General features: G+C 37.7%; 13 protein-coding genes and 1 tRNA gene. 5 read left to right on the forward strand and 9 right to left on the reverse strand.

Translation table 11 applies throughout. The features are described from left to right. Positions 1 to 17: 17 nt before the first annotated feature. From CLV94_RS00165 to CLV94_RS00175, 3 genes are all read right to left on the reverse strand, one after another. Positions 18 to 395: a SpoIIAA family protein gene (locus tag CLV94_RS00165; protein WP_121374457.1), complete on the reverse strand. Its 378-nt coding sequence runs from the start codon at positions 393 to 395 to the stop codon at positions 18 to 20. Positions 396 to 488: 93 nt separating this feature from the next. Beyond that, a complete protein-coding gene (locus CLV94_RS00170) occupies positions 489 to 989 on the reverse strand; it encodes a GNAT family N-acetyltransferase (protein ID WP_121374458.1) in 501 nt (166 codons plus the stop codon). Positions 990 to 998: 9 nt separating this feature from the next. After that, entirely contained in the window at positions 999 to 1,691 is a 693-nt protein-coding gene (locus CLV94_RS00175) for a DUF421 domain-containing protein (protein ID WP_121374459.1), read from the reverse strand. A gap of 374 nt (positions 1,692 to 2,065) precedes the next feature. Here CLV94_RS00175 and CLV94_RS00180 point away from each other — a divergent pair, with 374 nt between their 5' ends. Together CLV94_RS00180 and CLV94_RS00185 are read left to right on the forward strand one after the other, a co-directional pair. Further along, positions 2,066 to 3,028 (forward strand): DUF3667 domain-containing protein, encoded by a 963-nt coding sequence (locus CLV94_RS00180; RefSeq protein WP_121374460.1) that lies wholly within the window; start codon positions 2,066 to 2,068, stop codon positions 3,026 to 3,028. A gap of 27 nt (positions 3,029 to 3,055) precedes the next feature. Continuing rightward, complete coding sequence (locus CLV94_RS00185; protein WP_121374461.1) at positions 3,056 to 4,057, forward strand: M28 family metallopeptidase; 1,002 nt, start codon at positions 3,056 to 3,058, stop codon at positions 4,055 to 4,057. Between the two features lie 32 nt (positions 4,058 to 4,089). On the opposite strand, the gene CLV94_RS00190 is transcribed toward CLV94_RS00185, so the two are convergent. The 6 genes from CLV94_RS00190 to CLV94_RS00215 form a co-directional block, all read right to left on the reverse strand. Continuing rightward, entirely contained in the window at positions 4,090 to 4,419 is a 330-nt protein-coding gene (locus CLV94_RS00190; RefSeq protein ID WP_121374462.1) for a YegP family protein, read from the reverse strand. A 122-nt stretch (positions 4,420 to 4,541) separates the two neighbouring features. Then, positions 4,542 to 4,799, reverse strand: a complete 258-nt coding sequence (locus CLV94_RS00195; RefSeq protein ID WP_121374463.1) for a hypothetical protein — start codon at positions 4,797 to 4,799, stop codon at positions 4,542 to 4,544. 115 nt (positions 4,800 to 4,914) lie between these two features. Next, a tRNA-His gene (locus tag CLV94_RS00200) sits at positions 4,915 to 4,990 on the reverse strand. Between the two features lie 63 nt (positions 4,991 to 5,053). Next, entirely contained in the window at positions 5,054 to 5,770 is a 717-nt protein-coding gene (gene bshB1 / locus CLV94_RS00205) for a bacillithiol biosynthesis deacetylase BshB1 (protein ID WP_121374464.1), read from the reverse strand. Positions 5,771 to 5,817: 47 nt separating this feature from the next. Next, entirely contained in the window at positions 5,818 to 6,879 is a 1,062-nt protein-coding gene (locus CLV94_RS00210) for a chorismate-binding protein (RefSeq protein ID WP_121374465.1), read from the reverse strand. A 1-nt stretch (position 6,880) separates the two neighbouring features. Further along, positions 6,881 to 7,306 carry a hotdog fold thioesterase gene (locus tag CLV94_RS00215; protein ID WP_121374466.1) on the reverse strand — a complete coding sequence of 142 codons (426 nt, stop codon included), beginning with the start codon at positions 7,304 to 7,306 and terminating at the stop codon, positions 6,881 to 6,883. 189 nt (positions 7,307 to 7,495) lie between these two features. Here CLV94_RS00215 and CLV94_RS00220 point away from each other — a divergent pair, with 189 nt between their 5' ends. The 3 genes from CLV94_RS00220 (at position 7,496) to purL (ending at position 13,649) form a co-directional block, all read left to right on the forward strand. Further along, positions 7,496 to 9,040 carry a hypothetical protein gene (locus tag CLV94_RS00220; RefSeq protein WP_121374467.1) on the forward strand — a complete coding sequence of 515 codons (1,545 nt, stop codon included), beginning with the start codon at positions 7,496 to 7,498 and terminating at the stop codon, positions 9,038 to 9,040. Positions 9,041 to 9,124: 84 nt separating this feature from the next. Further along, positions 9,125 to 9,772 (forward strand): DUF1579 domain-containing protein, encoded by a 648-nt coding sequence (locus tag CLV94_RS00225; protein WP_121374468.1) that lies wholly within the window; start codon positions 9,125 to 9,127, stop codon positions 9,770 to 9,772. A gap of 142 nt (positions 9,773 to 9,914) precedes the next feature. Then, entirely contained in the window at positions 9,915 to 13,649 is a 3,735-nt protein-coding gene (purL, locus tag CLV94_RS00230; RefSeq protein ID WP_121374469.1) for a phosphoribosylformylglycinamidine synthase, read from the forward strand. Positions 13,650 to 13,700: the final 51 nt, after the last annotated feature.

Genomic DNA, 13,700 nt, shown 5'->3' on the forward strand with positions numbered 1-13,700 from the left:
ATATTTAATTTAGTTGGTTATTCTTCTACGTCAATTTTTTCTGAAGTCCAGTCGATAGCACGCTCGAAATCGTTTTTATGAAAAACTTTGAATTCACCTGGCATAATCTTGCTAAAAAAAGAAGTGAATTTGTCAACCGTTTCCGAATCGGAGATAATGGCGGCCCGGTTCCATTTGGTTATATTTTTGATTCCGAGCAAAGCATCTTGAATCCAGGCTCCGAAAGTAAAATCGGCTGGAGAATTTTCTAAGTAAAGTAAATAATTCAGCTTGCCTGTCTTTTGGACAAGCTCCGAAACCTTTACATTTACAAGCTTAAAATCGTCTTGGGTGGCTTCGCCGCTAGAACGAAAACCGACCATATTGTCAGGCAAATTGTGAATCTGTTCTATCATAACATTGAGTATTTTGGCTGGTTCATACTCAAATTTACGCCTTATAAAATGGGCACTATGTTATTGATATCATAATATTTGCACAATAAAACCCTAAATAGCTATAGCTTTTTTTTCCATGATGTAGTCTTCCATCAAATAGCCATTCCCAATATCAATGTCTTCTTCTCCTATTTTTTCGAATCCGAGCTTTACATAAAACTGGAAAGCATTGTTATGACGGTTTACGTTTAAAGAAAGAGCAGTATTTTGATTGGCTATGGCTTTCTCAGCTATGAAATCAATAAGCTTCTTTCCTATTCCTTTGCCCTGGGTTTCGGGCAGGATGTAGATCTTATGAATTTTGGTCTTAGGTTCTTCGTTATAATTCAGTTCATAGGAAGCGAAACCTAATGGAATTCCGTCTTCTTCTGCCAAAATAAAATGATGCTTTTTTGCAGTGGCTTGGCTTTCCAGCGCATTGATATCATACATCATGGCAAACATATAGTCGATTTGTTCGGAAGAAAGAATAGGACCGTAAGTTATTGGCCAAGTTTTTGCAGCAATATCCCTTATTGCTTGGTAGTTAGTGGTATTCGTTATAGAAATCATTTTTAATATTTATGCTTTACGTAAAGTATTGATGGCTTCCACCCATTCGGTTTTTTGGCAGATTTGGCAACTTGCTTTTCCTGCTTTTACTTTTTGCGTATGGGCACAGAACGTGCAGGAAAACAGACCGTCTTTGGGTATGGCCACATTCTTTTGGTTGAATAACTGCGGCAAGATAGGCAATCCGTATTTTACATCCTTATCATCATAGAAAAAAACGCTGACTTCACCGGAAGTCTCGAGATAGGCATTTTTCACTTGTCCGAGATGCTCTATAGAACGCAGGCGTAATTCCGAAAAGAACTCGTCTTGTGCCAAGCCTTCTCTTTCAAAGCTAGAAATGGAGAATTTTCCCTCTTCGATTAGGCATTCTGTTTTTCCTTCAACCAGATTTTCAAACCATTGAAATTTCCCGATCAGCATGGTTACAAAACGATACATTGAAATAATGACAATAAAAACGGTGATAGCCGGAATGAGCCCCACATCTTCATAAAACATAGGATCTCCTGCGGCTGAGCCTAGAGCGATAATGATGACGGTTTCAAAAATAGAAAGCTGTTTCACGCCTCTTTTTCCGGTAAAGCGCAAAGTAATCAGCAGGACGATGAACATTACGATAGACCTGAAAACTACTTCGAAAAGAAATTCAAGCGGATGGTTGTTAATGAGGACTCTTTCCCATTCAAAAATATCGTGCATTTTAGGGTGTTTATTTTTTATTGAATTTACTAATTAAAACATAGCTATAGTGAAGATTTAAGAGAAATTTAATATTGTTTTAGAATAACAAAATTGAATTATATCGTAACTTTATAATCCGAATTATATTTGGATGTTGCTTTTTACTTTATTCCATAGCGAAAACAAGTTGCAACTATAATAAACCAAATAGATTTTGAAATAACACGAATTGCAATCACGTTAATTTAGAGTAGCTTGTAATTCATGTGCAAGGCTTTAGTACCAGTTGGTGTTGAAGCCTTGCTTTTTTTTGGAATTTTCTTAAATAAATGTAAAAATGTTTTGGATTTTTTATAGTTTTAGCATCCATTAAAAACATACATCTTCCTACCATGGGACACCAAAAACTAAGAGAAGACAAGACCTGCCTTAACTGTAGCTATGTAGTCGAAAATAAATACTGTCCCAATTGCGGACAAGAAAATACGGAGACACGACAATCTTTTCATTATCTATTTACCCATTTTGTAGAAGACTTGACGCATTATGACGGCAGTTTTTGGAAAACGATAAAGAATCTTTTATTCAAGCCGGGCTACTTAACAAAGGAATATCTGGAAGGCAAAAGGAAAAAATTTGTACCTCCTGTTAAGCTGTACATTTTTATCAGCTTTGTGACGTTTTTGCTTCCCACTTTATTGCCAGATGTTTCCTTTTTTGGCGACACCGAAGAAAAAAAAGAATTTATAAACATAAACGATAAAAAAGACACACTAGCTAAAAAAGAAAATAGAGGCATCAGAATTAAGGATGATGTATTTGTAAAAAGCATCAAAGAACTAGATTCCCTAGAAAATATACCTACCGAAAAATTGTCCTACCTTGAATATGGGATGTATAAAAACTTGTTGAAAGTCAAGCAAGAAAAAAATCAAAAGGAGTTTATGAAAAAAGTGATAGAGTCCTTTTTCCATACGCTTCCGAAAGTCTTATTTTTATACATGCCGATTTTTGCTTTTTTCCTTTGGCTTTTGCACGACAAAAAAAAGCGATATTATTTTGATAGCGGTGTGTTTACGCTCCACTACTTTTCATTTCTTTTACTAACGATCACGATTGGCGTGCTTTTCGAATGGATTTTGCATCTCTTTCTTTTAGACGACCTTTCAGGCATCTATAATTTTATCTCATTGGGATATTGCTTCTTTTACTTTTTTAGAGCACATAGCAGATTTTTTGGCGAAGAAAAAATTATTTCACGATTAAAGAGCTTCATTTTGTTTTTCATAAATATGTTTTTGATATCCATATTTTCATTGGCCTTATTTATGTATAGCATATGGCACATCCAATAAAATTATTATATTTATAAAAATTTGAAAATGAAGAAAACGCTTATAACCGGCTTTTTGCTCTCGCTTTTTTTAGTAAGCTGTTCTACAGTAAAACCTACAAAATATATAGATTCGATATCGGCGGCAGATTTGAAAACAAATCTTTATGTAATTGCCAGCGATGAAATGGAAGGCCGCAATACGGGTGAGCCTGGTCAAAAAAAGGCAGGAAAGTATATTATCGACCAATATGAAAAAATGGGCGTTTCTTACCCAAAAGGTGCCACTGACTTTTACCAAAAAGTCCCTTCGGAGTTTATGTCAAAATCCTTCAGTCCGAAATTAAACGATTCAGAGAATATCTGGGCCTTTATTGAAGGCTCTGAAAAGCCAGATGAAATTTTGGTTATTTCTGCCCATTACGACCACGTTGGAATGAAAAACGGCGAAGTTTATAATGGTGCCGACGATGACGGTTCAGGAACAGTAGCTTTGATAGAGATTGCCAAAGCTTTTATGCAGGCTAAAAAAGACGGACACGGTCCGAAACGCTCTATCCTTTTTCTTCATGTAACTGGAGAGGAACATGGCTTACACGGTTCAAGATATTATGCTGAACATCCTTTATTCCCTTTGAAAAATACTATTGCTGATTTAAACATTGACATGATTGGTCGTCGAGATGAGAAACATAAAGATAATGGAAATTACGTGTACCTCATAGGCTCAGACCGCTTGAGTACCGACCTTCATAAGATATCAGAAAAAGCAAATCAAGACTATATTAAGCTATTGCTGGATTATAAATACAACGACAGGAACGATCCTGAAAGAATCTATTATCGTTCGGATCACTATAACTTCGCGAAAAACGGAATTCCGTCACTATTTTATTTCAACGGTGTTCATGCTGATTATCATAAGTCGACAGACACGCCTGATAAGATCGAATACGACCTGCTCCAAAAAAGAGCTCAGCTTGTTTTTGTGACAGCTTGGGAATTGGCAAACCGAAAAGAAAGACCTGTTATTGACAGGGATGGCAAATAATAAAAAAGCTCCGAAATCGGAGCTTTTTTATTTTATAAATCTTCTTTTACATCTGCATCGGGAGCATTCTTCTTTACCGATTCAATTCCGTTATCACGTCCGGAAGTCGAAGCATACATCTGGCTCGAGCCAATAATCTGTCCGTTAGTAGCTTTTAGATTGAAGTAAGCCTTTCCGTTTGAAGCCTCCTTTTTTTCAAACTTTGAATCGTCTTGAGAATTTTTCCTCACCGATTCGATGCCGTTTGTGCAATTTGCTTTACTTGAATACCCTTCGCTACTCAAGATAACTTCTCCGTTTCCTGCTTTTAATACAAACTGAAACTCGTCGTTTTTTCTTTTAGAAATCAAGAATGTACCCATAAAATTTAATTTTTTTAAGTTATACTAATTTGGTTCTATGCAATTCTTAGAAATATATAAGCCAAAATATAACAATTTTATTAAATTTTATAACAAATCTCCATTATTTTTTCTTAAAACAATTACGAATTGAGATTTTCATTCTTTACAATCTGGATTTTTCCAAGTTCGACGCTATCGTCTTGGAGCAGCAATACGCCAAAGACATTAATCGGAATTTCAAATGTTTCTCCGGCAGAATGCTTTATTTCCTCAATAAGGCTTTTAAAATTCAACGGATTTAAAACAATAGAATCACCTTTGTTGATCTTATGATCGAATATATAATCTCTGATTGATTTGAAGGAAAGCGGATTTCCTATGAATATTTGCTGTGACATGATGTTTTTCTTACTAATTTAAAGAATAAAGCCCACAGAAGCAGTTCCTTTAAGTTTTAATTAGCAAAGAATAGGGAATAAAAAAAGCCTTGGAAGTTTCCAAGGCTTTAAAAATGGGTGGCAGACCGGGTTCGAACCGGCGACCCTCGGCACCACAAACCGATACTCTAACCAGCTGAGCTACAACCACCATTTGTTTAACGAGTGCAAATATACTGCAAAAGTTGATTTCTGCAAACAAAAAAATTAAAAAATTATATCAAATCTCCTAAGCTATTGACAGCCAAATATCTTTCTACGGTAAATCCTTCTGCATACTCCGAGTTAATCAGCCTTCCTAAGTCTTGCGCACGGTAGAGTATGCTGTCTTTAAAGTTCTTTGTCGCTATTGGCGTTGCTGGCTCATTGGAATTCGGATCGTAAAATTGAGATTTGTATTCCATCAAAGAGGCAACTTTCTTATCCATAAATCCGCTGACATCAACAACAAAGTCTGGCTTCAGGTCTTTCCATTGAATGTAATGGTAGACAAGTTTCGGCCTCCAAGCCGCTTGGTTTATACCATCAATTTCTGTCTCAATCTTAATCAAGCCTGATAAAAAGCAAGAATCAGAAACGAGCTTGCTGCCTTTGCCATGATCGATATGCCTATCATCTACTGCGTTGCAGATTACGATTTCTGGCCTGTATTTTCGAATCATCTTGATGACTTCCATCTGATGTGCTTCATCGTTAGTAAAAAAACCATCGCGCATTCTCAGGTTTTCGCGAATCTCGACACCTAAAACCGAAGCCGCATTTTTAGCTTCTTCGTCACGGATTTCCGCAGTTCCGCGTGTTCCAAGCTCGCCTCTTGTAAGATCAACAATCCCCACATTTTTGCCTAATGAGACTTCTTTAGCAATGGTAGCGCCACAGCCCAGCTCGACATCATCTGGATGAGCACCAAAAAAAAGTATATCTAATTTCATGTTGTTTATTTGTTGTTATTCGTAAAAATACGAAGAATAGCAACGTGCTACCCTAGTATGTTTTTCATAGTTAATGATTTGTTCACGGTTTCCAAAAACTCTTTTTCGGGAATGCTGTCTTTGGTGATGCCGCATCCTATAAATAAATTAGCTGTTTTATTTTCCACCTTCATGCAACGAAGATTTACAAATAGATCGGAATTCTGCTCCTGCCCTTTTGCAAAGTCCTTGTTTAATTCCCCTAAAAATCCTGAATAATATTCCCGGTCGTAACCTTCGTTCTTTAGGATAAACTCTTTCGCCTCTTTCTTTGGAAGACCGCATACCGCTGGAGTCGGATGGAGTATTTTTATAATCATACCTAGATCCTCCTGATTCTGCAGACGGGCTTCTATATCCGTTTTTATATGGACAATATTTCCCGCCCTGAAAGTATATGGTTCCGAAATAGTTTGTTCAGCAACATAGCTTTTCAGTCCGTCGAGAATAAACTCAGTAACGAATTGCTGCTCTTCTTGCTCTTTGTTTTCCCATGTAATTTCACCTTCATGATATACCTGCGTTCCTGCCAAGGCAACAGTTTTTATACGATCGTTTGAAACTTTCAGCAACTGTTCTGGCGTAGCGCCCAACCACCATCCTATTTTAGGATGAAAAAAACAATATTTGAAAGCAGCGGGATAGGCAGAAAGTAATTTTTGAAAAAGAAGAAAAATATCAATCTGTTCCAATACAACCGATTCTTTTCGCGATAAGACGACTTTTTTGAAATCGCCTTCGCGAATTGTATCAATGCCTTTCTGTACCAATTCTTCAAAATTTTCTTTGCCACTTGTATTTGCTTCAGCTACAGAATTAGCAGTGCTTTTATTAGGAGTTAGTGCATAATTTTCAATATAAACCTCAGACTCTTTTTCAGGTAGCACTACAAAATCTTTTCCTTCAAAGGGTGCAAAAACAAAGCCTATTTCCGTAAAATCTGTTGTAAAATGCAAAGAATCGTCCTTCTGGAAAATCCCGACAGCAACTGTTTCGTTCGGTTTCGAATACAGCACAAAAGGAAGCTTGTTTTCGAAATGTTTTTTTGCTTGTTGGTATAAATCAGACATATTATTTGGTTCTTTCCAATACGATATTGGTGATTTTGCAGAGTGAGATCAGCATATCGTTTTCGTCAGTAATCTTAATTTCCCAAAGGTGCACCATTCTTCCTTTGTGGATGATTTTTGCCGTTCCGTACACCATTCCGGCACGTTTGCTCTTTACATGGTTGGCAGAAATCTCTATTCCTCTCACTTCGTGAGTTTCTGGATTGATGAACATTAAGGAAGCCGCGCTTCCCACGCTTTCTGCCAAGGCCACAGAAGCACCGCCATGAAGGAGTCCCATTGGCTGGTGGACTCTTGGATTTACTGGCATTTGGGCTTTTAAAAAACCTTCTCCAGCATCAATAAATTCTATTTCTAAAGTCTGCATTAGCGTATTTTCGCACCACTTTTTGCAGTTTTCAAGCATTGTATTTTTATCGAAAGCCATCGTTTTTATTTATTTTTCCAAAATTACGGAAATTAATACGGAACATAAACGTTCGAATTCTATCATAAAAGTTAAAAAGACTATACTAATTTTAACATTTTTGAGTTTACAAATCAATCATCGTTCAAATTTGCAAATTAACCTATTCAATAAATCAGATTTTTACTATTTTTACCAAAATTCAAACCAATGCGTAATTCATTTTTCTTTCTATTTATAATTGCTGCTATTTCCTTGACTTCTTGTCGAAAAGATTTTGATTTCGAACCGAGCAATGGCAATCTTGGATTTTCAAAAGACACGGTATATCTAGATACCGTCTTTACCAACATCGGCTCCAGCACTTATACTTTGAAAGTGTACAATAGAAGTGATAAAGACATCAACATTCCTACTATCCAACTAGCCAAAGGAATGAATTCAAAATACAGAATGATGGTGGACGGAATGCAAGGGACTGAAGGGAAAATTTTCAATAACGTTGAGCTTTTGGCTAAAGACAGCTTGTTCATTTTTATAGAAACAACTATCGATTACGATGATTTTGCCAATCCAGAAGCAGAATACCTTTATACAGACCAAATCCTATTCGACGCTGGGACAAAACAGCAGAAAGTCGAATTGGTCACGTTAGTTAAAGACGCTGTATTTTTATATCCGACACGCGATAACGAAGGTAATTACGAACAAATTCCGATTGGAGTTGATGAAGAAGGTAATCCTATCACCGGGCGAGGCTTCTTTTTAGATGATACTGAAAGGCATTGGACTAAAGACAAACCCTATGTCATATATGGCTATGCTGGCGTGCCCGCAAACGAAACGCTTACCATAGATGCCGGAGCGAGAGTACATTTCCACTCTGGTTCAGCATTAATCGCTTATAATGGAAGTTCCATCAAAATAAACGGAAGCCGATCCTTTACCAACCAGCTCGAAAACGAGGTTATTTTTGAAGGCGACAGACTAGAACCTGGTTTTTCTGATTCGCCAGGGCAATGGCTCGCTATCTGGCTGACCAACGGTAGTACCGGACATGAATTTACAAATCTTACAATCAAAAATGCTACTGTAGGGATTTTAGTTTCAGGGAATGCAGGAATCAACAATCCTGTTGCCGATTTGAAACTGAAAAACGTACAAATCTATAATTCGTCGAATGCCGGAATACTTGCACAGACAGGGCATATACAAGGCGAAAACGTAGTTATCAATTGGGGCGGCTCTTCCAGCTTTATAGGAAGCTATGGCGGAAAATATGATTTCAAGCACTGTACATTTAACAACAACTGGTCAGGTTCTAGAAAATATGCCGTTGCGCTTGACAATTTTATTGATGGAGCAACGCCAGAAATACAACCTTTAGACGCCAGCTTCAAAAACTGTATCATTTTTAGTTCCAACCAATCAGGATTACTGCTGAACAAAAAAGAAGGAAGCGACAATTTCAATACCGTATTTACAAAATGCCAGATCAAACTCAGCACCTCAATCAATACGACCAATAACTTGTATTCTTTCGTGAATGATGCTACAAATATTGTTAGGAACGGAAATCCAAATTTCTTGGATATCAGCAATAACAAATTAGCAATTGGTGAAGAATCAAGCGCTAATGGTTTTGGAGATTCTACTGTTGCTGCACAAGTTCCAGAAGATATAAAAGGAACAGCAAGAAATCTGACAAGCCCTGACCTTGGAGCTTACGAATCCATCACTTTTGAAGAAGAATAGAAATCTTTAAAAACACCTCCTTAAAATACGATTAAATACATTTTTTTCATAATTTTATACGAATCAAACAAAATCAATTCAATTATGAAAACAAACTACATTTATTTAGGAGCATTGCTTTTATGCCTGACAGCTTGTAAGAAGGAAGTCAAGGTAGAAGAAAAAGTAGTGGTTGAAAAAGATTCTGTACCAGCAGAAGTCGTGAAATCAGAACCAATGGATTCTATTGCCATGCAAAAAGCCTGGGAAGAGTATATGACTCCGAGCGAAATGCACAAAAAAATGGCTGCTGATACAGGAACTTGGGAAGAAGAACTTACTTTCTGGATGGGTCCTGATGATACCAAGCCGCAAAAAAGCACGGCAACAGCCAATACTAAAATGATCTTGAACGGACTTTATCAAGAATCAGTTCATACCGGAAACATGATGGGAATGCCATTTGAGGGACGCAGTACTCTTGCGTATGATAATGCCGCAAAACAATATGTCTCTACTTGGATCGATAATATGGGATCGGGAATCATGGTCATGAGAGGAAACTATGACGAAGCTTCAAAAACAGTAAAAATGGAAGGCGAAGTTACCGACCCAATGACCAAAAAAGTCAAAAAAATACGAGAAGTAATCACAGCTATTGATGCCAATACGCAAAAGATGGAAATGTATGACATGTCTCCTGACGGAAAAGAATTCAAGAGCATGGAAATCATGATGAAAAGAAAAAAATAATACCGAAAACAATACGAGAAAGACTGTCGAAAGGCAGTCTTTTTTATTTTAGTACAATGTTTTTGAACTTTTGACTTCAAGACTTTTGACTTTAGACTTTTTGAACTAAATTTGCACCACAACAACAACTAAAATAAAAACAATGATTCATTTCTTCGGAAACGAAAGCAATACCGTTTTTGCAGTACAGACGCAAAACGAGCTTTCTACGCAAGACATTTCAAAACTAAACTGGCTTTTTGGCAACACTCATAAAATAGAAAAATCCGTCCTAGCGGATTTTTTTGTTGGCCCACGTGCCGCAATGATTACTCCGTGGAGTACAAATGCTGTTGAAATTACCCAAAACATGGCCATCGAAGGCATCATCAGAATTGAAGAATTTCAAAAAGTAACCGAAGCTTTTTCTGATTTTGACCCGATGCTTTCTCAGAAATATCCTGAATTAAATCAAGACATTTATACCATAAATATTCAACCAGAACCTATCCTTGAAATTGAAGATATTGCTACTTTTAATGCAAAAGAAGGTTTGGCTTTGAGCAAAGAAGAAGTTGAATACTTAGATAATTTATCAAAAAAACTAGGCAGAAAACTAACCGATTCTGAAGTTTTTGGGTTCTCTCAAGTCAATTCAGAACACTGCCGCCACAAGATTTTCAACGGGACTTTCGTCATTGACGGAGAAGAAAAACCTTCTTCCCTATTCAAATTGATCAAGAAGACATCTTCTGAAAATCCAAACGATATTGTTTCAGCTTATAAAGACAATGTGGCTTTTATCAAAGGTCCAAAAGTGCAACAATTCGCACCAAAATCAGCAGACAAGCCTGACTTCTACCAAACAAAAGATTTTGATTCTGTGATTTCACTTAAAGCAGAAACACATAATTTCCCAACAACGGTGGAGCCTTTCAACGGAGCTGCAACAGGTTCTGGTGGAGAAATTCGCGATCGTTTAGCAGGCGGACAAGGTTCGTTGCCATTGGCAGGAACTGCTGTTTATATGACATCCTATTCCCGTTTGGAAGAAAATCGTCCTTGGGAAGAAGCAATGAACGAAAGAAAATGGCTGTATCAAACTCCAATGGATATTTTAATCAAAGCTTCAAATGGAGCTTCTGATTTCGGAAATAAATTCGGACAGCCTTTGATTACAGGTTCGGTTTTGACTTTCGAACATGAAGAAAAAACTACAGACACTAACGCTGACAGGGTTTCAAACCCTGTCAGCGTCGAGACTTCAAAACCTGTCAGAGTTGAAGACAGAAAATTAGGTTACGACAAAGTAATCATGCTTGCTGGAGGAATTGGCTATGGTAAAGAAAGCCAAGCCATCAAACAAAAACCAAAAGAAGGTGACAAAGTCGTTATTTTAGGCGGAGAAAACTATAGAATCGGAATGGGCGGTGCGGCAGTTTCTTCAGCAGATACAGGTGCTTTCAGTTCTGGAATTGAATTGAATGCAATCCAGCGTTCTAATCCTGAAATGCAAAAACGTGCTGCCAATGCCATCCGTGGATTGGTAGAAAGCGACAACAATCCGATTGTTTCTATTCACGATCACGGTGCTGGAGGACATTTGAACTGTCTTTCTGAATTGGTGGAAGAAACAGGCGGCTTGATTGATTTGGATAAATTACCTGTTGGCGACCCGACGCTTTCTGCAAAGGAAATCATCGGAAACGAATCACAAGAAAGGATGGGATTGGTTATCGGCCAAAAAGATATCGAGACTTTACAAAAAATTGCCGATCGTGAACGCTCGCCAATGTACCAAGTTGGGGATGTCACGGGTAATCACCGTTTTACTTTTGAATCAAAAACTACAGGTGCCAAACCGATGGATTTTGCTTTGGAAGACATGTTCGGAAGTTCTCCAAAAGTCGTGATGACCGATACTTCAATCGATAGAAAATATAATGATTTAGACTATACTCAAGAAAGCTTCAAAAAGTATCTTGACCAAGTGTTGCAGTTAGAAGCCGTCGCTTGTAAAGACTGGCTGACAAATAAAGTGGATCGCTGCGTAGGCGGAAAAGTAGCCAAACAACAATGTGCTGGACCGTTGCAGTTGCCTTTGAATAATGTCGGCGTTATGGCGTTGGATTATTTAGGAAAAGAAGGTGTTGCCACGACTGTGGGCCACTCGCCTATCGCCTCTTTGATTGATCCTGCTGCAGGAAGCCGAACCGCAATTGCTGAAGCATTGTCAAATATTATCTGGGCTCCAATCAAAGACGGATTGAAAGGTGTTTCGCTTTCTGCCAACTGGATGTGGGCTTGCAAAAACGAAGGCGAAGACGCTCGTTTGTATGAAGCCGTTCAAGGTTGTTCCGATTTCGCTATTGAATTGGGAATCAACATTCCGACAGGAAAAGATTCGCTATCCATGAAACAGAAATATCCTGATGGAGATGTAATTGCTCCTGGAACTGTAATTATTTCTGCGGGTGGAAACTGTACAGATATTCAAAAGGTGGTAGAACCGGTTTTAAAGAAAAACGGTGGTAACATTTACTATATTAATCTTTCAGAAGACGGTTTCAAATTAGGAGGTTCGTCTTTTGCACAAGTTTTGAATAAGATTGGAAACGAAGTTCCTACGATTAAAAATGCAGCGAACTTCAAGACGGCGTTCAACGTAGTTCAAGATTTGATTAAAGCCGATAAAATCCAAGCGGGACACGATATCGGAAGCGGCGGTTTAATTACCACTTTATTAGAAATGTGTTTTGCTGATGTAAATTTGGCCGCTGATTACGACTTGAGTTCCTTACGCGAAAGCGATACTATAAAAGTATTATTTTCAGAAAATATCGGAATTGTTTTTCAAGCGGATGCTTCCGTTGAAACGGTTTTGAATGACAATAATGTAACGTTCTTCAATATCGGAAAAGTAAAAGAAGGCGATACAGTTACCATTAAAAACGGAGATAAGAACCTTTCGGTTAATGTAGCAGAAGCTAGAGATACCTGGTACAAAACTTCATATTTATTAGACAAAAAACAATCAGGCGAATTAAAAGCGAAGGAACGTTTTGATAATTTCAAAAACCAGCCTTTACGTTTTGAATTCCCAAGTCACTTTACAGGAAAGAAACCAGAAATTGATTTTTCCAAACCAAGACCAAAAGCGGCGATTATTCGTGAAAAAGGAAGTAATTCAGAGCGAGAAATGGCCAATGCTATATATCTAGCTGGTTTTGATGTAAAAGACGTCCACATGACCGATTTGATTTCTGGCCGTGAGACTTTAGAAGATATTCAATTTATCGGAGCAGTTGGAGGTTTCTCTAATTCTGATGTTTTGGGTTCAGCAAAAGGTTGGGCTGGTGCCTTTTTATACAACGAAAAGGCAAAAATGGCTTTGGATAATTTCTTCAAAAGAGAAGATACTTTGTCTGTCGGAATTTGCAACGGAGCACAATTGTTTATGGAATTGGAATTGATCAATCCAGAACATGAAGTTCATGGAAAATTAAGACATAACGATTCTCACAAACACGAGAGCGCATTTACCTCAGTAACCGTTTTAGAAAATAACTCTGTGATGCTAAACACTTTGGCAGGAAGCACTTTAGGAGTCTGGATTTCTCATGGAGAAGGGAAATTCGACTTGCCTTACACAGAAGACAAATACAATGTGGTTGGAAAATATGGCTACGAAAATTATCCGGCCAACCCAAATGGTTCTTTCTTCAACATTGCCATGATGTGCGACAAAACGGGAAGACACTTGGCGATGATGCCTCATATCGAGCGTTCGACTTTCCAATGGAATTGGGCGAATTATCCTGAAGGCAGAAATGACGAAGTTTCACCTTGGCATGAAGCTTTTGTGAATGCGAGAAAATGGGTAGAGAATAAAAAATAGATTATTTTTAACTATTTAAGAAAAGGCTTTCAGAAAATGGAAGCCTTTTCC

The sequence above is a fragment of the Flavobacterium endophyticum genome (assembly GCF_003634455.1).
GTDB lineage: Bacteria > Bacteroidota > Bacteroidia > Flavobacteriales > Flavobacteriaceae > Flavobacterium > Flavobacterium endophyticum.